Source organism: Morganella sp. HMSC11D09 (assembly GCF_001807955.1).
Lineage (GTDB): Bacteria > Pseudomonadota > Gammaproteobacteria > Enterobacterales > Enterobacteriaceae > Morganella > Morganella morganii.
Genome location: NZ_KV791672.1, coordinates 1 through 22,069 on the forward strand (window position 1 = coordinate 1; position 22,069 = coordinate 22,069).

At 51.3% G+C, this 22,069-nt stretch carries 22 protein-coding genes; 15 read left to right on the forward strand and 7 right to left on the reverse strand.

Features of this window, described 5'->3' with window-relative positions:
* Window positions 1-172 precede the first annotated feature (172 nt).
* Together HMPREF3119_RS06075 and mdtD are read left to right on the forward strand one after the other, a co-directional pair.
* The gene (locus HMPREF3119_RS06075) at window positions 173-859 is read left to right on the forward strand and encodes a FadR/GntR family transcriptional regulator (RefSeq protein WP_024473734.1); all 687 of its coding nucleotides are present in this window, start codon (window positions 173-175) and stop codon (window positions 857-859) included.
* Window positions 860-912: 53 nt separating this feature from the next.
* Window positions 913-2,328, forward strand: a complete 1,416-nt coding sequence (mdtD, locus tag HMPREF3119_RS06080) for a multidrug transporter subunit MdtD (RefSeq protein ID WP_004240227.1) — start codon at window positions 913-915, stop codon at window positions 2,326-2,328.
* Here the strand turns inward: mdtD and rbsR are convergent.
* From rbsR to rbsD, 6 genes are all read right to left on the reverse strand, one after another.
* The gene (rbsR, locus tag HMPREF3119_RS06085; protein ID WP_368733986.1) at window positions 2,325-3,326 is read right to left on the reverse strand and encodes a ribose operon transcriptional repressor RbsR; all 1,002 of its coding nucleotides are present in this window, start codon (window positions 3,324-3,326) and stop codon (window positions 2,325-2,327) included. The two genes, mdtD and rbsR, sit on opposite strands and share 4 nt — an antisense overlap.
* 4 nt (window positions 3,327-3,330) lie before the next feature.
* On the reverse strand, window positions 3,331-4,257 hold the full coding sequence (gene rbsK, locus HMPREF3119_RS06090) for a ribokinase (RefSeq protein ID WP_070578972.1): 927 nt from the start codon (window positions 4,255-4,257) through the stop codon (window positions 3,331-3,333).
* 64 nt (window positions 4,258-4,321) lie between these two features.
* A complete protein-coding gene (gene rbsB / locus HMPREF3119_RS06095; protein ID WP_024473730.1) occupies window positions 4,322-5,212 on the reverse strand; it encodes a ribose ABC transporter substrate-binding protein RbsB in 891 nt (296 codons plus the stop codon).
* 33 nt (window positions 5,213-5,245) lie between these two features.
* Entirely contained in the window at window positions 5,246-6,217 is a 972-nt protein-coding gene (gene rbsC, locus HMPREF3119_RS06100; RefSeq protein ID WP_004236751.1) for a ribose ABC transporter permease, read from the reverse strand.
* Between the two features lie 3 nt (window positions 6,218-6,220).
* Window positions 6,221-7,726, reverse strand: a complete 1,506-nt coding sequence (gene rbsA / locus HMPREF3119_RS06105) for a ribose ABC transporter ATP-binding protein RbsA (RefSeq protein WP_004236750.1) — start codon at window positions 7,724-7,726, stop codon at window positions 6,221-6,223.
* 7 nt (window positions 7,727-7,733) lie between these two features.
* A complete protein-coding gene (gene rbsD / locus HMPREF3119_RS06110) occupies window positions 7,734-8,153 on the reverse strand; it encodes a D-ribose pyranase (RefSeq protein WP_004236749.1) in 420 nt (139 codons plus the stop codon).
* Between the two features lie 344 nt (window positions 8,154-8,497).
* Between rbsD and HMPREF3119_RS06115 the strand changes: the two genes are divergently transcribed.
* The 3 genes from HMPREF3119_RS06115 to viaA all read left to right on the forward strand — a co-directional run bounded on the left by HMPREF3119_RS06115 (window position 8,498) and on the right by viaA (window position 12,207).
* On the forward strand, window positions 8,498-9,073 hold the full coding sequence (locus HMPREF3119_RS06115; protein ID WP_070578975.1) for a lytic polysaccharide monooxygenase: 576 nt from the start codon (window positions 8,498-8,500) through the stop codon (window positions 9,071-9,073).
* Window positions 9,074-9,232: 159 nt separating this feature from the next.
* Window positions 9,233-10,759: an ATPase RavA gene (gene ravA / locus HMPREF3119_RS06120; protein WP_070578978.1), complete on the forward strand. Its 1,527-nt coding sequence runs from the start codon at window positions 9,233-9,235 to the stop codon at window positions 10,757-10,759.
* Entirely contained in the window at window positions 10,753-12,207 is a 1,455-nt protein-coding gene (gene viaA, locus HMPREF3119_RS06125) for an ATPase RavA stimulator ViaA (protein ID WP_070578981.1), read from the forward strand. The genes ravA and viaA overlap by 7 nt, the downstream gene beginning before the upstream one ends.
* A 28-nt stretch (window positions 12,208-12,235) precedes the next feature.
* Here the strand turns inward: viaA and asnA are convergent, their stop codons facing one another.
* Window positions 12,236-13,228: an aspartate--ammonia ligase gene (gene asnA, locus HMPREF3119_RS06130; protein WP_070578986.1), complete on the reverse strand. Its 993-nt coding sequence runs from the start codon at window positions 13,226-13,228 to the stop codon at window positions 12,236-12,238.
* A gap of 163 nt (window positions 13,229-13,391) precedes the next feature.
* Here asnA and asnC point away from each other — a divergent pair, with 163 nt between their 5' ends.
* The 10 genes from asnC (at window position 13,392) to atpA (ending at window position 22,032) form a co-directional block, all read left to right on the forward strand.
* On the forward strand, window positions 13,392-13,853 hold the full coding sequence (gene asnC, locus HMPREF3119_RS06135; RefSeq protein WP_004240216.1) for a transcriptional regulator AsnC: 462 nt from the start codon (window positions 13,392-13,394) through the stop codon (window positions 13,851-13,853).
* An 88-nt stretch (window positions 13,854-13,941) separates the two neighbouring features.
* Window positions 13,942-14,385 (forward strand): FMN-binding protein MioC, encoded by a 444-nt coding sequence (gene mioC, locus HMPREF3119_RS06140; RefSeq protein ID WP_004240215.1) that lies wholly within the window; start codon window positions 13,942-13,944, stop codon window positions 14,383-14,385.
* Between the two features lie 372 nt (window positions 14,386-14,757).
* Window positions 14,758-16,647 carry a tRNA uridine-5-carboxymethylaminomethyl(34) synthesis enzyme MnmG gene (gene mnmG, locus HMPREF3119_RS06145; protein WP_004236742.1) on the forward strand — a complete coding sequence of 630 codons (1,890 nt, stop codon included), beginning with the start codon at window positions 14,758-14,760 and terminating at the stop codon, window positions 16,645-16,647.
* Window positions 16,648-16,650: 3 nt separating this feature from the next.
* Window positions 16,651-17,277, forward strand: coding sequence for a 16S rRNA (guanine(527)-N(7))-methyltransferase RsmG (gene rsmG / locus HMPREF3119_RS06150; protein ID WP_004236740.1), 627 nt, complete (start codon window positions 16,651-16,653; stop codon window positions 17,275-17,277).
* Between the two features lie 603 nt (window positions 17,278-17,880).
* Window positions 17,881-18,258, forward strand: coding sequence for a F0F1 ATP synthase subunit I (gene atpI / locus HMPREF3119_RS06155; RefSeq protein ID WP_004236739.1), 378 nt, complete (start codon window positions 17,881-17,883; stop codon window positions 18,256-18,258).
* A 30-nt stretch (window positions 18,259-18,288) separates the two neighbouring features.
* The gene (gene atpB, locus HMPREF3119_RS06160; RefSeq protein ID WP_004236738.1) at window positions 18,289-19,113 is read left to right on the forward strand and encodes a F0F1 ATP synthase subunit A; all 825 of its coding nucleotides are present in this window, start codon (window positions 18,289-18,291) and stop codon (window positions 19,111-19,113) included.
* A gap of 48 nt (window positions 19,114-19,161) precedes the next feature.
* Window positions 19,162-19,401 carry a F0F1 ATP synthase subunit C gene (gene atpE, locus HMPREF3119_RS06165; RefSeq protein WP_000429386.1) on the forward strand — a complete coding sequence of 80 codons (240 nt, stop codon included), beginning with the start codon at window positions 19,162-19,164 and terminating at the stop codon, window positions 19,399-19,401.
* Window positions 19,402-19,459: 58 nt separating this feature from the next.
* Window positions 19,460-19,930, forward strand: a complete 471-nt coding sequence (gene atpF, locus HMPREF3119_RS06170; protein WP_004240211.1) for a F0F1 ATP synthase subunit B — start codon at window positions 19,460-19,462, stop codon at window positions 19,928-19,930.
* A gap of 12 nt (window positions 19,931-19,942) precedes the next feature.
* Window positions 19,943-20,476: a F0F1 ATP synthase subunit delta gene (gene atpH, locus HMPREF3119_RS06175; RefSeq protein WP_004236736.1), complete on the forward strand. Its 534-nt coding sequence runs from the start codon at window positions 19,943-19,945 to the stop codon at window positions 20,474-20,476.
* Between the two features lie 14 nt (window positions 20,477-20,490).
* The gene (gene atpA / locus HMPREF3119_RS06180) at window positions 20,491-22,032 is read left to right on the forward strand and encodes a F0F1 ATP synthase subunit alpha (RefSeq protein WP_004236735.1); all 1,542 of its coding nucleotides are present in this window, start codon (window positions 20,491-20,493) and stop codon (window positions 22,030-22,032) included.
* Window positions 22,033-22,069: the final 37 nt, after the last annotated feature.

Consider the following 22,069-nt stretch of genomic DNA (forward strand, 5'->3'; position numbering starts at 1 on the left):
CACTCGCTGAGATCACGCAAGTGTTTATTTGAAAAAAATGTTTGTTCGCGTTTTTTTTAGACAAAACAGGTATATTTGAGCTTTTATTCGCCTGTTTTGTCATTAATATGCCCATAATGCTTCTTATATATCATTATCCCGCTTTGTTAATGCATCACACCAAGGAATCAGAATGCAGTTTTCAGAACAACTCAATGCGTCACAAAAGAACCTGTCTTATCTTCTGGCTGAAAAACTGGGACAGCAGATTTTATCCGGCAAGTATCCGCCGGAATCTATTTTGCCGGGAGAGATTGAGTTGGCGGAGCAGTTCGGGGTAAGCCGGACCGCTGTCCGTGAGGCAGTAAAAATGCTGGCGGCGAAAGGAATGGTTTTACCGCGCCCGCGCATCGGCACCCGGGTGATGCCGGTGATAAGCTGGAATTTTCTCGACCATGACTTTATTAAGTGGTGGCTGAGCAGCGGAGACCACCGGCAGGTACTGACGTATTTCCGCGAGCTGCGCGCCGCGATTGAACCCCAGGCCTGCGCACTGGCCGCCATGAATGCCGGAAAAGATCAGAAACAGTCACTTTCGTTTCTGTTAAAAGAGATGACCTTATTATCCGCCCATTTTGAGCGGGATAAATGGATAACCGTTGATCACCGCTTCCACCACCTTATTTATCAGGCGTGCGGAAATCCGTTCTTTTCCTCTTTCGCTAATTTATTCGATTTTGTGTATCACAACTTTTTTGAATCCATCACCACTAATCAGGTTATTGAGATTGATCTCCACAAAGAAATTGTGGATGCCATTATCGACGGGAACGGAGAACGTGCCCGTCAGGCATGTCAGGTGTTGTTGAGTAAAGTGTGAATATGTAATAGTTACACTACTGACTATTCAGAGATAATGCATTAAGGGAAAACATGTTTAAAACAGCCCGGAATATGGCGGGCCTGCCGTGGATTGCCGCAATGGCGTTCTTTATGCAGGCGCTTGATGCCACCATTCTGAACACCGCTCTGCCGGATATAGCAAGAAGCCTGAACCACTCTCCGCTGGCGATGCAGTCCGCTGTTATCAGTTACACACTGACAGTGGCGCTGCTGATCCCGGTCAGCGGCTGGCTGGCCGACCGCTTCGGTACCCGCAGGGTGTTTATTATCGCGGTGATTCTGTTTTCTCTCGGTTCTTTATTATGTGCCTTTTCACCTAACCTGCCGTTTCTGGTGGTGTCACGGATTATTCAGGGGATAGGCGGAGCAATGATGATGCCGGTGGCCCGGCTGGCACTGCTGCGGGCTTATCCGCGCAGCGAGCTGCTGCCGATTCTCAACTTTGTCACCATTCCGGGATTGGTCGGCCCGGTGCTGGGGCCGCTGCTCGGCGGGATCCTGGTGACTTATGCCACCTGGCACTGGATTTTTATCATTAATATACCTATCGGGATTCTGGGGATTATTTACGCCATCCGCCATATGCCTGATTTCACCATGCCGAAACGCCGCTTTGATACACTCGGTTTTGCCCTGCTCGGTGCCGGGCTGGTCTCTGTTTCTGTCAGTCTGGATCTGTTCGGGGATAATGCTCTGGCAGCGGCAACGCCGTTCCTGGTGATGGGCAGCGGTTTTGCGCTGCTGACCTTCTATGCCCTGCACGCCCGCCGTATTTCTGCGCCGATTATTCCGCTGAGTCTGTTCCGCACACGGACATTCAGTGTCGGGATCGCCGGTAACGTTGCCACGCGCCTCGGCACCGGCTGTATTCCGTTTCTGATGCCGCTGATGTTACAGGTTGGTTTTGGTTATCCCGCTGTGGTGGCAGGGATGATGATGGCACCGACGGCGATCGGCTCTATTCTGGCAAAATCGGCGGTCACGCAGATTCTGCGCCGCTACGGTTATCGCCTGACATTATTTGCAATCACACTGGTGATCGGCGCAATCATTTCTTCTTTCTATTTCCAGTCACCGGGAATGTCGATTTACCTGCTGGTGCTGCCGCTGTTTATTCTCGGCATGGCGATGTCCACTCAGTTCACCGCGATGAATACCATTACCCTCGCAGATCTGACTGAGCATAATGCCAGTTCCGGTAACAGTGTGCTGGCTGTGACCCAGCAGCTTTCCATCAGTTTCGGGATAGCGGTGAGTGCGTCTGTATTACGCTATTTTGAGTCTCAGGATTGGGGGTCAATCGTTGATAATTTCCACGCGACCTTTGTAACGGTCGGGGTGATGACGATTCTGTCGGCGTTTGTGTTCCTGTTCCTGAGCCGGACTGACGGGCGGAATATGATTAAGAAGAAAACCCGCCCCTCAGACAGCCCGGCCTCACATTAACCGCAGATAACAGATCCCCGGTTTATCAGTGCCGGGGTCAGCACCAGCAAATCAGAAGGCGCGTCTGCGTCATCCATGCGGCGCAGCAGCTTATCCACCGCCAGTTTGCCCAGTTCATCTTTCGGCTGGTGAATGGTGGTCAGCGGCGGGGTGAGAAATGCAGCCAGATCGATATCATCGTAACCGACAACCGCAATATCCTGCGGAATACGCAACCCTTTCTGCCAGATAGCCTGATAAGCACCGACCGCCATCGCATCGTTACCGGCAAATACCGCCTGCGGCGGCACCGGCAGTGAAAGCAGCTGATTCATGGCACTGAAACCGCCGCTGAATTCAAAATCACTTTCCAGTACATACTCCGGCGGCACATCCAGCCCGGCCTGCGCCATTGCGCGGTAAAAACCGTCCAGACGGGATTTGGCCGGTGATTTATCCAGCGGTCCGGCAATACAGGCAATCCGGGTAAAACCGTTTTCGATCAGATGATTGGTGGCGATTTCACCGCCGAGGAAAGAGTTATCCTGAATCACATCCCCGCCGAACGCAAACGGCGACCAGTCCATCATCACCATCGGCAGACGGGGATAGCGGCTGAACACCTCCGCTGACGGGCCTTTTATCTCGGTGCACATCAGCAGCAGGCCATCCACCCGCTTTTGCAGCAGGGTTTCCAGGCTGCTGTTCATCCGTTTGTGATCCCCTTCGGTATTACAGAGGATCAGGCTGTAGCCGCGCTCGTAGCAACTGCGCTCCACGCCGCGGACGACTTCCGCATAAAACGGGTTATTACTGGTGGTCACCAGCATTCCGATGGTGTTTGTGCGGTTCATTTTCAGGCTGCGCGCAAGTGCAGACGGCGCATAGTTCAGCTCGGCAATAGCATCATTTACTTTCTTGCGCACGCCGTCACTGACAAAACGGTTATTGTTGATGACATGTGAGACTGTCGAGGTGGATACCCCCGCCAGCCGCGCCACATCTTTCATCGTCGCCACAGTCTTAACCACGCTCCGCAAGGAATGCATCAATTTCACGGCGCCACGGCACCGATGGCTGTGCACCCCGGCGGGTGACAGCAATTGCGGCAGCGGCATGGGCAAAACGCACCGCTTCATCTGCCGGTTTTCCTTCCAGCAGCGCCGTGACATACGCGCCGTTAAAGGTATCGCCGGCTGCGATAGTGTCCACCGCATTAACTTTAAAGCCCGGGATCCGGCGGCCTTCACCGTTGACGCTCAGCCAGACACCGCGGCTGCCCAGGGTGATCAGTACCTGTCCGATACCTTTATCATGCAGTACCTGCGCCGCTCTGGCTGCGCCGGTTTCATCACTGACAGAAATACCGGTCAGCTTTTCCGCTTCGGTTTCATTCGGGGTGATAACATCCACCAGCGTCAGCAGGCTGTCCGGTAATTCCCGCGCCGGGGCCGGATTGAGGATCACTCTGGTCTGATGATTTTTTGCAGCCTGTGCGGCGGCAATCACCGTTTCCAGCGGGGACTCCAGCTGCATCAGCAGGGCATCGGATTGCTCAACGAGCCCTTTATAAGGCGCAAAATGTTCCGGTGTCAGTGCGGCATTGGCACCGGCACTGATGCCGATGACGTTTTCACCGTCTTCATTAACAAAGATCATCGCCACGCCGGTGGCCGCTTCCGGCACCACGCTGACTGCAGCAGTATGGATACGGTCGCGCTGCAACTGCGCCAGGATTTCCGCGCCGATGGCATCATCCCCCACACAGGCAATAAAGGTAATATCAGCACCGCTGCGCCCGCAGGCCACCGCCTGGTTCGCGCCTTTGCCGCCGAAGGCTGTCTGATATTGCTTACCGATCACCGTTTCGCCGGGTGCCGGGAACTGTGCAATATTCATAATATGATCGACATTAATACTGCCGAGAACGGTCAGACGGGATGTTGTCATTACCTTTATTTCCTTAATTACTGACAATACTCCCCGGCACGGTGTACCGGGGAGGCTGATATCGTTAGTCTTTTACAATCAGTTCTAACTCAACCGGAATGGTTTTGTCGATTTTTTCGCCTTTCAGGACTTTATCGGCGGTCTGAATACCAATGATACCGATCTGGTCAGGACGCTGTGCCACGGTTGCACCCAGTTTGCCGCCTTTCACAGCTTTGATGCCGTCAGCTGTACCGTCGAAGCCGACCACCAGCACATCATCACGGCCTGCAGTCTGCAATGCACGCTGCGCACCTAATGCCATTTCATCGTTCTGGGCAAATACTGCCTGAACAGCCGGATGTGCAGTCAGCAGGTTCTGCATAACGTTCAGACCTTTGGTACGGTCGAAATCTGCCGGCTGGCTGGCCAGCACATTCATTTTATGCTCAGCAACCGCCTGTTTGAAACCTTCGCCGCGCTCACGGGAAGCTGAAGTCCCGGTGATACCTTCCAACTGGATAACTTTGGCATCCGCGCCGGTTTTACGGGCAATATAATCACCGGCCAGTTTGCCGCCGAGAACGTTATCAGAGGCAACGTGGCTGACCACTTCACCTTTATTGGCTACACGGTCCAGGGTGATAACCGGGATATTGGCTTTGTTAGCCAGGATCACAGCGTTACCGACCGCATCAGAGTCTGTCGGGTTAATCAGCATCAGTTTGGTGCCTTTCACGGTCAGATCCTGCACGTTAGCCAGTTCTTTCGCCGGGTTATCCATGGAATCCAGAACCACCAGGTCGTAACCGAGTTTATCCGCTTCTTTCTGCGCACTGTCTTTCATGGTGACAAAGAACGGATTATTCAGTGTGGAGATCACCAGGGCAATGGACTCTTTTGCCAGTGCATTGGCGCTGATAGTGGCGCTCAGTGCAACAACGGAGAAAAGGGTCGCAATCTTTTTCAGTTTCATGTTTCTGTTCCTTGCAGGATTCGGGTAAGTGGATTATTTACTGCTTTTGTTATCAACGAGTACAGCCAGCAAAATCACAACCGCTTTAACAATCATCTGGTAGTTGGAGGAGATCCCCAGCAGATTCAGCGCGTTGTTCAGAAAACCTAAAATCAGCGCCCCGATCAGGGTGCCCATAATACGGCCTTTACCCCCGGCGAGACTGGTGCCGCCGAGTACCACCGCCGCAATCGCATCCAGCTCATAACCGTTACCGGCCATCGGCTGTGCGGACGATAAACGCGCCACTTCAATCACACTGGCTAATGCCGCCAGCAGACCACAGAGAGCGTAAACAATGATTTTAATTTTATCGACATTAATACCGGACAGGCGGGTTGCGGATTCATTACCGCCCAGCGCATAGATATAACGGCCCAGACGGGTGTGATGCAGCAGATACCAGGCCGCCGCGAAAACGACAATCATCAGCCAGACCGGTGCCGGAATACCAAACAGACGGCCGATACCAAACCAGCTGAACACATCGGCGTTATCACTGAATCCGGTGCTGATCGGGCTGCCGTCGGTATACACACGGGTCACACCGCGCAGTAACAGCATCATCACCAGCGTGGCGATAAAAGCCTGCACTTTCCCTTTCGCGACAATCACTCCTGTCACACCACCGATAGCCGCCCCCAGTGCCAGCGCACCCGCGACAGCAACAATGGCGTTAACATCCGCGCCCACCATGGAGGCCGCCACCGCACCGGTCAGTGCCAGCAGAGAACCGACAGACAGGTCAATCCCGGAGGTCAGGATCACCAGTGTCATACCCACCGCCATAATGGCGTTAACAGAGGTCTGCTGGAGAATATTGAACAGGTTATTCAGGGTAAAAAAGTTCGGGCTGATCATGGAGACAATCACAATCAGGATCAGCAGCGCGATCAGTGATTTCTGCTCAAGCAGCCATTCTTTGGAAAACCAGCGTTTTGACGCCGGGGTTGAATCTGTACGCATATCTTACTCCTGCCCTGCGCCATATTGTTTGCCGACTGCGGCGGCCATTAATGCTTCCTGAGTGACGTTCTCCGCGGCAAACTCCCCGCTGATCCGTCCTTCGTGCATGACCAGGATCCGGTCACTCATCCCCATCACTTCCGGCATTTCAGATGAAATAAGGATGATACTCAGGCCTTCCTGTTTAAATTTGTTGATCAGCTGATAAATCTCTTTCTTCGCCCCGACATCCACACCGCGTGTCGGTTCATCGAGGATCAGGACTTTCGGCCGCGTCATCAGACCGCGGGCGATCGCCACTTTCTGCTGATTACCGCCGGATAAGAACCCGATTATCTGATCCATGCCCGGGGTTTTGATATTGAACAGCTGAATAAAATCGCTGACGGTCAGATGCTCTTCTTTATGGTTAAGACGTCCGGTTTTGCTGCTGAAATACGGCAGCGCCGTCAGAGACATGTTCTCTTTTACTGACATCCCCAGCACCAGACCATCACGTTTGCGGTCTTCGGAGATATACACGATGCCGTTATCCAGCCCGGCTTTCGGTGAGTTTATCTGGCAGGCTTTACCGTCCATTTCAACCGTTCCGCCGGTTTTTGCCATCGCACCGTAAATGATTTTCATCAGTTCGGTACGCCCGGCGCCCATCAGCCCGGAAACACCGAGAATTTCATTCTCATGCAGCGTGAAACTGACATCATGCACATCGCGGCCGCACAGGTTTTTTACCACCAGCTTCTCTTTGCCGCGCGGCAGAGTCAGACGCGGATACTGATCTTCCAGTTTACGCCCGACCATCATTTCGATCAGGCTATCCTCCGTCAGGTCAGACACCGGTTTTTCACCGATAAACTGTCCGTCGCGGAACACCGTCACATCATCACAAATCTCAAAAATCTCTTTCAGACGGTGGGATATATAGACAATCCCGCAGCCCTGCTCGCGCAGTTCGCGGATCACACTAAAGAGGGATTCGGTTTCGGTGTCTGTCAGGGCATCTGTCGGTTCATCCATAATGATGACTTTTGACTCAAAACTGAGCACCTTGGCGATTTCCACCATCTGCTGATCGCCGATAGACAATTCAGCCACCAGCCGGTGGCTGCTGTAAGTGAGATTCAGACGGGCCAGTAATTTATCCGCTTCGGCATACATTTTTTTCCAGTCAATGTTACCGAAACGGCCGGTAAACTCGCGGCCGAGGAAAATGTTTTCTGCAATCGTCAGTTCCGGGATCAGGTTCAGTTCCTGATGAATAATCCCGATACCGGCTTCCTGAGACGATTTCGGCCCCGTAAACTGACGCTCCTGCCCCAGAAACAGAATCTGACCGGCATCTTTTTTGTAGATCCCGGTCAGCACTTTCATCATGGTGGATTTACCGGCGCCGTTCTCTCCGACCAGCGCCATCACTCTGCCGGGATAAACCCGCAGGGCAGCACCGGATAAGGCTTTCACACCCGGGAAAGCTTTATCGATACCTTTGAGTTCAAGTAACGGTTCCATAAACACCTCAGAATGTCACGCCGGAGAACAGCATCACATTGGCAAATGGTGTGCACTCACCGGTCCGGATCACGGCACGGCTGTTTTGTGTCTGTAACTTGAAAGAGGCGTGAGTCACATACTGAATCTGAATCACATTACCCTGCTGTAATTCCAGTGCTTTCAGATGTGCCACGATAGCATCGTGCAGCTCACTGTTATGTGTCTGGATATCTTCCGCCATCAGTGCGGCTTCCACCTGCATCTCCTGCGTGATGACTTTAAACACCGACATAAAATCAGGCACACCCTGTGTTAATGCCAGATCAATACGTGGCGTGGCGGGCGGGATTGGCAGCCCGGCATCAGCAACAGTAATATGGTCGGTATGACCCAGACGCGCGATAACCGCGGAGACATCACCGTTCAGTAAAGCCCCTTTCTTCATAAAATCCTCCTGAGCGAAACGTTTCGCTTTTAAACTATGGTAGGAAAAATACGGGAAAACTCAATGTTCATCCATAAAAAATGTGATGGTGATCGAAACGTTTCGCTTAAGAATATGTTAAATGAAAAAGCTAACTGATTGAATGAGTTATAGCTGAATGGATTCAATTATACCGGCAGAAAAATACCGATTATCCGGCAACTTCCCCCCTGAAATCACCGGTTCTCCCCCCGGATATCCCGGATTTTTTATCACTCTGTTACACCACTAATAAGTTATGACATCGCAAAACATATCCCGGTGTTGTTATGTTGATTTTCCCCTCTCATACCGGAGATCTTCTTATGATGAAAAAAACGGCATTTGCCGGCATACTTTTCTGTTTACTGACTTCTCAGGCGTTTGCTCACGGCTATATCACTGAGCCGGCTTCACGGGCAGCAAACTGCAAAACAGGTAAAAATCCGGCCCACATGTGTGGTGCCGTCCAATGGGAACCACAAAGTATTGAAGCATTATCCGGATATCCTGAAGGATATTATCCGCCGGACGGCCAACTTGCCAGTGGTGGTATTGAGCGCTTTCTGCCGCTCGATGTTCCCCGTGATAACTGGCATCAGATGACGGTAAAACCGGGAACAACTATGTTCACCTGGAAAATTACAGCGGCCCACAAAACCCGTAACTGGCGTTACTACATCACCAGGCCGGACTGGCAGCCGGGAACCCCGCTGACCCGGGCATCATTTGAACCCGAACCATTCTGTAGTTATGACGATAAAAATCAGGTTCCGCCGCAGACAGTGACACATCAGTGCACCATTCCGGAACGGAGCGGCTATCAGGTTATTTACGGTGTATGGGAATTCGCGGATACCGCCAACAGTTTCTATCAGGTGATTGATGTCCGGTTTGACTGATGTTTTGTTTTACTGATTAACAGCATTGCCGGTATCCCCGGCAATTTTTTTATCACCATTTGCGCAAAAAGCAGAAGAAACGTGATTTCACGCAGTAAACGCGGTAGCTTTTTTGGTTTATAAACGCAGAAACTGCATCAGTAAATTCACGGGAGTCCCATGCAACGTTCTGAACGTATTGCCCGGCTGAGCCGCCACCTGGAATCCGGGCTGTATGAACGACAGCACGCCATCCGGCTCTGCTTGCTGGCCACCCTCAGCGGGGAAAGTGTTTTTCTGCTCGGCCCGCCGGGAATTGCCAAAAGTATGATAGCACGGCGCATGAAACTGATTTTCAGTGACGCCCGTGCCTTTGAGTATCTGATGACCCGCTTCTCCACCCCGGAGGAGATCTTCGGTCCGCTCTCGATTGCAGCACTGAAAGATGAAGGGAAATACCAGCGCATCACGCAGGGATATCTGCCGGATGCGGAAATTGTGTTTCTCGACGAAATCTGGAAAGCGGGTCCCGCAATCCTCAACACCCTGCTGACCGCGATTAACGAACGCAAATACCGCAACGGCGACAGCGAAAATGCTATCCCGATGCGGCTGCTGGTGGCCGCCTCCAACGAACTGCCGGACGATGACAGCAGCCTGGAAGCACTCTATGACCGGATGCTGATCCGTTTATGGCTGGATAAACTTCAGGAAAAACAGAGCTTCCGCGCCATGCTTATCAGCACACCGGGGGCATCGGATGAACAGATCCCCGCGCATCTGCAGGTAACCGATGAGGAATACCATCAGTGGCAGGAAGAAATTGACCGTGTTGTGCTGACCGATCAGATATTTGAACTGATTTATCAGCTGCGTCAGCAGATTGAGCGGCTGGATAACGCACCGTATATCTCAGACCGGCGCTGGAAAAAGGCACTGCGGCTGTTACAGGCCAGTGCGTTTTTCAACGACCACAGCAGTATCACACCTCTTGACCTGATTTTGCTGAAAGATTGCCTGTGGCATGATTCCGCCTCACTGAAATCCGTTCCGCTACTGCTGACACAACTGATGTGTGAGCAGGCCTATCAACAACGCAGCCTGCTGCTGAAACTGGAAAAATACTATCAGGAATGGATCCTGGAAACGCAGACTCAGCAACAGCGGGATGCCTTCAGTGTGATCCGCAGCAGTGCCCGTTTCGGGCGCAAAGTCAGTTACGCTCTGCCGGATACGCTGCCGCCCGGCCCGGTCACCCTTTTTCTGCATAACCCGCTGACATTACATGATATGACAGTCACTCATGTGACTATTGAACGCAGTGCCTTTGATACCTTTTTTGATAAAGGCGTCTTTGATAAAGGTGGGAACATTGCGGCAAAACTCAACGGCATCGGCTTTACCCAGTCTGTATCCGCCGCAGTGAATGATAACGGCCTTCTGGAACTGCGTGATGTCAGTCTGCGCAGCAGCACCCTGTTCCCGGCGGGTACCGAAAGCCGGATGACAGAGGCGCAGAAGCAAATCTGGCTGGATAAGCTTTCAGCGATACGCCAGACACTGGTACAGCAGCGCCAGCTGTTTGCACAGCATCAGCCCGCCCTGTTTGTCAGTGATGACTGGATTGCACAGATAGAGGAAAGCTTTCTGCCGGTGACAGAGCGCCTCGATAAACTGACTCAGCAAATGAGCAGCACCCTGTGTTAAGTCTTTCAGCACTGGATCTGGCGCTGGCAGTTAATGAAGGGGAACTCATTGAGGAGATCCTGCTGACACTGCTGGCCGCTCCGCAACTGGCCTGGTTTTTCGAAAAGCACCCGCGGTTACGCCGTGCGGTGCTGACTGATATGCCGTCATGGCGGAAATCACTGGAAGAACGGGTGAAAGAGGCGCTGGTTCCGGCCGCTCTGGCAGATGAATTCCGTCTTTACCAGAAAAGCACCGCTGCAGACCGGACAGAATTTTACCGCCTGCTGCCGGAGATCCTCAAAGCGCTGGAGGACATACACTCGCCGTTCTCGCCGGAAGCACACCGCCTGCACAGAGATGAGCAGGAAACCACCTCCCATCAGATATTATTCAATCAGCGCTGGCGTCTCAGCCTGATTTTACAGGTCACCACCTATCATAAAGAAATCCTGGAGCAGGAAAAAGAACAGCTCCTCGCCGAACTTCAGCAGCGCCTGGCGCTGAGCGGCAATCTTGATCCGCTGATCAGTGAAAATGAGCAGGCTTCCGGTAAGTTATGGGATCTGGCGAAAGGATCACTTAAATCCCCCGGCCCGGCGGACGATCTCCTGCTGCGTTACAGCGAATTTTTAAAATCCCAGCCGGAACTGGAAAAACTGGCCTCACTGCTGGGGCGCAGCCAGACGGCAAAATCCGTTCCTCAGGACAGTGCGGTGACAGAGCCGGTCACCATTACCGAGCTGGTGCCGGATCAGACCCCGGAAGAGGTCAGCGGGGTCGGACTGAGTGATGATGTGCTGCGTCTTCTGCCCGCCGAGCTGGCGTTACTCGGCATCAGCGGTCTGGAGCTGGAATTTTACCGGAAGCTGGCCGAGAAACAGTTATACACCCACCGGTTACAGGGCGATCACTGGCAGGAACGGCAGGTGATGCGGCCTATCGTTCATCATAAAGATGAAAAACAGCCGCGCGGTCCCTTCATTATCTGTATCGATACTTCCGGCTCGATGGGCGGTTTTAATGAGCGCTGCGCCAAAGCATTTTGTCTCGCGCTGGTCAAAATCGCTATGGCCGATAACCGGCAGTGCCATGTCATGCTCTTTTCCACTGAACAGGTGCATTATGATTTTCTCGGCCCGGACGGCATCGAGCAGATGACCCGCTTTCTGCTTCAGAGTTTTAAAGGCGGAACAGACCTGGCGTCCTGTCTGACAGAAGCGGCAAAACGACTGGAAACGCCGCAGTGGCGTGATGCGGATGTGGTGGTGATGTCTGACTTTATTGCCCAGCGGCTGCCGGATGAGGTGGTGAAGCTGGTTAAACGTTCGCAGCAGCAGGGAAAACACCGCTTCCATGCGGTAGCCCTGTCCCATTACGGAAAGCCCGGTATCATGCGGATTTTTGATCACATCTGGCGTTTTGATACCGGCTTAAAAAATCGTCTGTTGCGCCGTTTCAGGCGGTGAGCCTCCGGGCTCACCGTACAACAGTGTATTACAGCATGTCAGTGATGATTTCGCGCACTTCCGGTGCCCACACACTGCATTGTACCTGGCCGATATGGCTGCGCTGGAGCAGTAACATCACCAGACGTGACTGGCCGATCCCGCCGCCGATAGTCTGCGGCATTTCACCGGCTGCCAGCGATTTGTGCCAGTCCAGCTCCATCCGCACCTGCTGACCGGTCAGATCCAGCTGACGCGCCAGGGTGACCGGGTCGACACGGATCCCCATTGAGGATAACTCGAACGCATCCTGCAATACCGGGTTCCACACGAGGATGTCCCCGTTCAGCCCTTTGTAGCCGTCACTGTTCTCAGTGGTCCAGTCATCATAATCCGGTGCACGGACATCATGGGACTCACCATGAGATAATTTACCGCCGATACCGATTAAGAAGACGGCACCCAGTTCTTTCGCGATGGCGCGCTCACGGCCTTTGGCATCCAGGTCCGGGTAGCGTGCAAGCAGTTCTTCAGAGTGAATAAAATGAATTTGGTCCGGCAGGAACGGTGTCAGACCAAATTCCTTACTTACTGCAAGTTCTGTTTCTTTTATTGTCTGATATATTTTACTCACTGTCTGCTTCAGATAAGGCAGCGTACGCTCCTCATCTGCCATCACTTTTTCCCAGTCCCACTGATCAACATAGACAGAATGGATTGGGGTTAAGCGATCCTCATCAGGACGCAACGCTTTCATGTCGGTGTACAGACCCTGACCCGGCTGAAAATCAAAACGCCCTAAGGTTTTGCGTTTCCATTTAGCCAGTGAATGCACGACTTCAAAGGTTGAGCCCGGCAATGATTTAACTTTCACCTGAACCGCTTTCTCGCTGCCGGATAAATTATCCTGAGTACCATCACCCACGCGGCTTAAGATTGGCCCCTGGACTTCAATAAGGCCCAGTTGTTTTTCCAGCAGACGTGAGAAGTAAGACTTCACGAAGCTGATTTGCTGCTGCTGTCGGATGAATGATTTTTCCATGATAATAATCCTTGATATGCGGAACATGTATTGCCTGTGAAATAGATTAAGCAACAGAATGGGGTATAAATTCAATATCCTTTATCAAAAATACCCTTTGCTATTTATAAAATTCATTTTTATGATACTAAAAATGAATTTTCGTTAATTTAAGGGACATAAAATGGCCGAAATTTATCAGATCGACAATCTGGACCGTGACATACTTCACGCTTTAATGGCGAATGCCCGCACACCTTACGCTGAATTAGCGAAAAAATTTGCCGTCAGTCCCGGTACGATCCATGTCCGGGTCGAGAAAATGAAGCAGGCGGGTATCATTACCGGCACCCGGGTGGATATCAGTGAAAAACAGCTGGGATTTGATGTGACCTGCTTTATCGGCATCATCCTGAAAAGCGCCAAAGATTACCCGGCCGCCCTCAAGAAACTCGATAAGCTGGATGAAGTGGTGGAAGTCTATTACACCACCGGGCAGTACAGCATCTTTATAAAGGTGATGTGTAAAACGATAGAATCTCTGCAGGACGTACTTATCAACAAGATCCAGAGTATTGATGAGATACAGTCCACTGAAACCCTGATCTCCTTACAGAACCCGATCATACGGACGATCCGCCCGTAAGAAAAAATTCTTATAACCACATTATCCACAGGTAGATCCCAGCTGTTTCACAGCGTACAATAGCGGCTCTTTACAGCAGGGGATCACCATGACCACAGTTACTCTCATTACCGGCAGTACCATGGGCAGCGCAGAATATGTTGCCGAGCATGTTGCCGAAATCCTGGAAAACGCCGGTTTTACCACGGATGTGCAACACGGGCCGGAAGCGGACGATGTACCGCAGCAGGACAGTACCTGGTTAATTGTCACCTCCACTCACGGTGCCGGTGATCTCCCCGAAAATATACAGCCGTTCGCTGATGCCCTGCGTGAGCAGCAGCCTGATCTCAGTTCCGTCCGTTACGGTGCCATCGGGATCGGCAGCAGTGAATATGACACCTTCTGTGGTGCAGTCCGTACACTGGATGCTCTGCTCACCTCTCTGGGTGCGAAAAAAATCGGTCAGTCACTCGAAATTGATATTCAGAAACACGAGATTCCTGAAGATCCGGCTGAGATCTGGATCGAAGAATGGAAAAATTTACTCTGATTTGCTGATAAAAACAGCAATCAACTGTGGATAACTCGGGGATCAACTTGCGATCAACCCGTAGTTATTCATTGTATAAGATCACTCTCCGTCAGGCCCTGTGAATAAGTACCCGTTTTGATCCCAGCTTATACTGAACAGGATCAACGGTACTTCACAGGAAATGATCCTTTACAGTTTTATGATCTTTATGGGGATTTAACACTTATCCACAGAGGATCGCGATCCTAATAAAAGATCTAATAAAGAGATCTTTAAATAAAAAGATCTTTATATAATTACCTGCGTCTTTACCGCTCATGGTCAGACGGCAAGAGTTGAGTTATATTCTCTCCCCCGATGCGCTACTGCATTTTGTAATGAAGGTTTAACATGTTTTATCCGGATCATTTTGACGTCATTGTTATCGGCGGTGGCCACGCCGGTACTGAAGCTGCAATGGCAGCGGCACGTATGGGCCGTCAAACACTTTTACTGACTCACAATATCGACACTCTGGGTCAGATGTCCTGCAACCCTGCTATCGGTGGGATCGGTAAGGGACATCTGGTTAAAGAGATCGATGCACTCGGCGGACTGATGGCACATGCCACTGACCGTGCCGGTATTCAGTTCAGAACCCTGAATGCCAGCAAAGGACCGGCAGTTCATGCCACCCGTGCTCAGGCTGACCGCGTGCTTTACCGTCTGGCAGTGCGCACAGCACTGGAAAACCAGCCTAACCTGATGATTTTCCAGCAGCCGGTAGAAGATCTTATCGTTGAAAACGATACCGTTACCGGTGCAGTGACCCGGATGGGACTGAAATTCAGAGCCAAATCGGTTGTACTGACTGTCGGGACATTCCTGGACGGCAAAATTCATATCGGACTGGAAAACTACAGCGGCGGCCGTGCCGGTGATCCGCCATCAGTCTCACTGTCACACCGTCTGCGGGAACTGCCGCTGCGTGTCGGCCGTCTGAAAACAGGAACACCGCCGCGTATTGACGCCCGGACCATCGATTTTGCTCAGCTGACACCACAATTCGGTGACAACCCGATGCCGGTATTCTCCTTCATGGGCAGTGCGGATGAGCATCCTGAACAGATGCCGTGCCATATCACGTACACCAATGAAAAAACCCATGAAGTGATCCGCAATAACCTCGATCGCAGCCCGATGTATGCCGGTGTGATCGAAGGGATCGGCCCGCGTTACTGCCCGTCCATTGAAGACAAAGTGATGCGCTTTGCGGATCGTAACCAGCATCAGATCTTCCTGGAGCCGGAAGGCCTGACAAGCAATGAAATTTACCCGAACGGTATCTCCACCAGCTTACCGTTTGATGTGCAGATGCAGATTGTTCACTCGATGAAAGGCATGGAAAACGCGCGTATTGTGCGTCCCGGTTATGCTATCGAGTATGATTTCTTTGACCCGCGCGACCTGAAACAGACCCTGGAAAGCAAATACCTGCACGGCCTGTTCTTTGCCGGACAAATCAACGGTACCACCGGTTATGAAGAAGCGGCTGCCCAGGGGCTGCTGGCCGGTCTGAACGCCGCCCGCTATTCTGCCGATCAGGAAGGCTGGTTCCCGCGCCGTGATCAGGCGTATATCGGCGTGCTGGTGGACGACCTGTGCACACTCGGCACCAAAGAACCGTACCGGATGTTTACCTCACGGGCGGAATACCGTCTGATGCTGCGTGAAGACAACGCAGATGCCCGTCTGACCGAAACCGGCCGTGAACTGGGGCTGGTGGATGACGCACGCTGGGCACACTTCAGTGAAAAAATGGAGCTGATCGAGAAAGAGCGTCAGCGCCTGAGAGATATCCGCGTCCACCCGCAGTCCGAAAGCGTGAAAGAGATCAACGCGATCCTGAACACTCCTCTCTCCAAAGAAGCGACCGGGGAAGATCTTCTGCGCCGTCCGGAAATGGACTATAACCGTCTGATGACCCTGAGTGATTTCGCGCCGGGGGTTAATTCACCGGCAGCGGCACAGCAGGTGGAAATTCAGGTGAAATACGAAGGGTATATCTCCCGTCAGCAGGACGAAATTCAGCGCCAGCTTCGTAATGAGAACGCCACACTGCCAGTTGATCTCGATTACAAACAGGTGAGCGGGCTTTCCAACGAAGTGGTGGCAAAACTCAACGACCACAAACCGACCTCTATCGGCCAGGCATCGCGGATCTCCGGTATCACACCAGCTGCTATCTCTATCCTGCTGGTTTGGCTGAAAAAGCAGGGCCTTCTGCGGCGGAGTGCGTAACGGATGAGTGATTTACAGCAACAACTTTCCGCGCTGCTGCGCAGTGCGGATATCCGGCTGACCGATCAGCAGAAACAACAACTGACCGGTTATGTGGAGATGCTTCACAAATGGAACAAAGCCTATAACCTGACGTCTGTCCGCCAGCCGGAACAGATGCTGGTGCGTCATATCATGGACAGTATCGTGGTCGAACCGCATCTGACCGGCCGCCGGTTTATTGATGTCGGCACCGGCCCCGGGCTTCCCGGCGTGCCGCTGGCGATTGTCCGCCCGGACTCTCACTTTGTCCTGCTCGACAGCCTGGGTAAGCGTGTACGCTTCCTGAAACAGGTACAGCATGAACTGGGGCTGAGCAACATCGAACCGGTTCAGAGCCGCGTGGAAGAGTATCAGGGCGAACCATTTGACGGGGTTATCAGTCGTGCATTTGCATCACTGGATGATATGCTCAGCTGGTGTCATCACCTGCCGGTACCGGAAACCGGGCGCTTTTTTGCACTGAAAGGCAGTGTGCCGGAAGAGGAATTAACCCGGTTACCGGAGGGGATTTCTCTCGTCAGTGTTGAAAAACTGGTCGTGCCGCAACTTGACGAGCAGCGCCATCTGGTGATTCTTAAAGCAAATTGAGTTTGCTGTACGTCAAAAAACAGAAATATTTTTAAGGGGACGGAGTCAGCGCATTTTCTGCACCGTCCCTTTGTTTTGCCGGAGACGAAAATAAAATGCGTAACGGGGCCGTTACAAAGTGACAACGGCAGATTGGTTACTTTCCGGTAAGTTTATCTGCGAAAAATTTCATGCCGGATCGTTTTTACTGATAACGCATTATTTCAAAATTATTTATTTTATTTAAAATTAATCTGTAAATATCAGTTAAATGTTTATTTTTTTAATTAACTGGTTGATAGATATTGCTATTTTTACAACCGCTGATCGCTATAAAATGTTAATTCAACTAATGTATTTTATGTTATGTGATTTTTGTCACGTTTCAGAAATGAGTTGCACGTCGTATTCCGAGGTAGGGTAGACTCTATTTTTTGTACGATTTGTGGCGGCGGCAAAGAAATTAAATTTTTATTCACTTTTTCGCTACTTATTGATTGAAAACAATCTGGCTGCCCGTATAATTTGCACGTTTTTGTCTCTTGACACTCTCGCTCAAAGGCAGTTTTATACATCATTCAGTAAGCCTGACCCCGGAAGGTGCACACGGAGAAACTAAATGTCATGTCTGTCTCCCTTTTCAACGGAAAATTGACCAAAAAACTGTTGTTTTTGCAGTTTATGACGTTTGTTGTTCTTAGTGCGCTTTTTTGCATAAAAAGTATCGAGTGGGGTGCTTCCGCGCTGGCCGGGGGAGTTGCCGCATGGATACCGAATGCGATTTTTTTGCTGATCAGTAACCGGCAGAAAGCGCATGAGGAACCGCAGTCGTACCGGATTGCATGGTTTTTTGTGGTAGGGGAAGGGTTTAAAGTTATCTTCGCGATAGCGATACTGATGATTGCTTTAGGAGTGTTTAAAGCGGCAGTTGCACCACTGGTCTTGACCTATTTAGCGGTGCTTTTCGTGCAGATTATCGCACCGGCCGTGCTAAGCGGTTAGCGGTTTTAACAACAAAGGGTAAGAGGCATCATGTCTGCATCAGGAGAAAGTTTAACCACAAAAGAGTATATCGGTGGCCACCTGAATAACCTTCAGCTGGACCTGAATACTTTCGAGTTGGTCAATCCCCATGCGAACGCGACTCCATCTTTTTGGACGCTGAACATTGACTCCCTTTTCTTCTCAGTCGTATTAGGTATTTTCTTTTTATGGCTTTTCAGAAGGGTGGCAAAGAAAGCGACAAGTGGCGTTCCCGGGAAATTTCAGACTGCGGTAGAAATGCTTATCGGCTTCGTTGACAGCAACGTCCGTGATATGTATCACGGCAAGAGCAAGGTTATTGCACCTCTCGCATTAACTGTGTTCGTGTGGGTGCTGCTGATGAACGCACTGGACTTATTACCAATCGACTTCATTCCGTATATCGGTGAACACATCCTCGGTTTACCTGCGCTGCGTATCGTTCCGACCGCAGACGTAAGTATCACACTGTCGATGGCGATTGGTGTATTCGTTCTTATCCTCTTTTACAGCTTCAAGATGAAAGGCGTGAAAGGATTTGCAAAAGAGCTGACATTACAGCCTTTTAATCATCCGTTATTCATTCCTGTCAACCTGATTCTGGAAGGGGTAAGCCTGCTGTCAAAACCTGTTTCCCTCGGTCTGCGACTGTTTGGGAACATGTATGCAGGTGAGCTGATCTTCATTCTTATTGCAGGTCTGCTACCGTGGTGGTCACAATGGTTACTGAGCCTTCCGTGGGCGATTTTCCACATACTGATTATTACGTTACAAGCCTTTATTTTCATGGTTCTGACGATCGTCTATCTGTCGATGGCGTCTGAAGAGCATTAATTTTATTACCAATAACTGTGATTTAACTGAAACAAACTGGAGACTGTCATGGAAAACCTGAATATGGATCTGCTGTACATGGCTGCCGCTGTAATGATGGGCCTGGCGGCTATCGGTGCTGCGATCGGTATCGGCATCCTCGGTGGGAAATTTTTAGAAGGCGCTGCACGCCAGCCGGATTTAATCCCTCTGCTGCGTACTCAGTTCTTCATCGTAATGGGTCTGGTTGACGCCATCCCGATGATTGCTGTGGGTCTGGGCTTGTATGTAATGTTTGCGGTTGCGTAGTGATACGGCCACTCCCGGATATTTACATCAACTCAATTAGATAAAGAGGTATTGTGCTGTGAATCTTAACGCAACAATCCTCGGCCAGGCCATCGCGTTTGTCCTGTTTGTTTTGTTCTGTATGAAGTATGTATGGCCACCGATCATGGCGGCCATTGAAAAACGTCAGAAAGAAATTGCTGACGGTTTATCTTCCGCAGAACGTGCTAAAAAGGACCTGGACTTAGCGCAAGCCAATGCGACCGACCAAATGAAAAAAGCGAAAGCGGAAGCATCTGCCCTGATCGATCAAGCGAATAAACAACGCGCTCAGATCATCGATGAGGCAAAAGCAGAAGCGGAAGTTGAGCGTAGCAAAATCATAGCACAGGCGCAGGCGGAAATTGACGCCGAACGCAAACGTGCTCGTGAAGAGTTACGTAAACAGGTCGCCATTTTAGCTGTCGCGGGTGCCGAGAAAATTATTGAACGTTCCGTGGATGAAGCTGCTAACAGCGACATCGTTGATAAACTTGTCGCTGAACTGTAAGGAGGGTGGGGCATGTCAGAAATCGTTACTGTAGCTCGCCCCTACGCCAAAGCAGCTTTTGACTTTGCTGTGGAAAACCGGGCCGTTGAAAAATGGCAGGATATGCTGGCATTTGCCGCTGAAGTGACACGCAATGAGCAGATCGACGATCTGATTTCCGGTTCTTTTGCTCCGGAAACCCTGGCTCAGGCGTTTATCACTGTTTGCGGTGAGCAGATTGACGAGCATGTTCAGAACCTGGTTCGTATCATGGCTGAGAATGGTCGCTTAGTGACCCTGCCGGAAGTTAGCCGTCAGTTCGCAACACTGCGGGCTGCGCTGGAGTCAACTGTTGAGGTTGAAGTCACTTCAGCCGGCGAACTCAATGAACAGCAGCTGGCGAAAATTTCTGCAGCGATGGAAAAACGTCTGTCACGCAAAGTTAAGCTGAATTGCAAAATTGATAAGTCAGTTATCGCGGGGTTTGTATTGCGCGCCGGTGACCTTGTCATCGACAACAGCATTCGCAATCGACTCGAGCGTTTAACCGACGTCTTGCAGTCTTAAGGGGACTGGAGCATATGCAACTGAATTCCACCGAAATCAGCGAACTGATCAAGCAGCGCATTGCTCAGTTCAATGTCGTGAGTGAAGCTCACAACGAAGGTACGATTGTCTCCGTCAACGACGGTATCATTCGTATCCACGGTTTAGCCGAAGTTATGCAGGGTGAGATGATCTCTCTGCCGGGCAACCGTTATGCTATCGCACTGAACCTGGAGCGCGACTCTGTTGGTGCGGTTGTGATGGGTCCTTATGCCGACCTGGCAGAAGGCATGAAAGTCAAATGTACCGGTCGTATTCTGGAAGTGCCGGTTGGCCGTGGCCTGTTAGGCCGTGTGGTCAACACCCTGGGTGAGCCTATCGATGGTAAAGGCCAGGTTGAGCACGATGGTTTCTCACCTGTCGAAGTTATCGCACCGGGTGTTATCGACCGTCAGTCCGTTGATCAGCCTGTACAGACCGGTTATAAGTCTGTCGATGCGATGATTCCAATCGGCCGTGGTCAGCGTGAGCTGATTATCGGTGACCGTCAGACCGGTAAAACCGCACTGGCAATCGATGCAATCATCAACCAGCGTGATTCCGGCATCAAATGTATTTACGTCGCAATTGGTCAGAAAGCGTCCACTATTGCTAACGTTGTCCGTAAATTAGAAGAGCACAATGCGCTGGCCAACACAATCGTTGTGGTCGCGAGTGCGTCTGAATCTGCGGCACTGCAATACCTGGCACCGTATTCCGGTTGTGCTATGGGTGAATACTTCCGTGACCGCGGTGAAGACGCGTTAATCATTTATGATGACCTGTCAAAACAAGCGGTTGCTTACCGTCAGATCTCCCTGCTGCTCCGTCGTCCGCCTGGACGTGAAGCATATCCCGGTGACGTTTTCTATCTGCATTCCCGTCTGCTGGAACGTGCTGCGCGTGTTAACGCGGAATATGTGGAAGCGTTTACCAAGGGTGAAGTGAAAGGCAAAACCGGTTCTCTGACCGCGCTGCCAATCATCGAAACTCAGGCAGGGGACGTATCAGCGTTCGTTCCGACTAACGTTATCTCCATCACTGATGGTCAGATCTTCCTGGAATCCGCGCTGTTCAACGCCGGTATCCGTCCTGCGGTTAACCCGGGGATCTCCGTATCCCGTGTGGGTGGTGCAGCACAGACCAAGATCATGAAAAAACTGTCCGGTGGTATCCGTACCGCTCTGGCACAGTATCGTGAACTGGCGGCGTTCTCACAGTTCGCATCTGACCTTGATGATGCAACCCGTAAACAGCTTGACCACGGTCAGAAAGTTACCGAGTTGCTGAAACAGAAACAGTATGCACCAATGTCAGTGGCACAACAGTCTCTGTCACTGTATGCAGCTGAGCGTGGTTACCTGGAAGATATCGAAATTTCGAAAGTCGTGCCGTTTGAAGCTGCTCTGATTGGCTACGCCACTCGTGAACATGCTGATCTTCTGAAAGAAATCGACCAGACGGGTAGCTATAACGATGATATCGAAGCGAAGTTGAAAAACGTGCTCGATACCTTCAAGGCGACTCAGTCCTGGTAATACTAAACGGCCTGTGTGAACAGTACAGGCCGTCTGG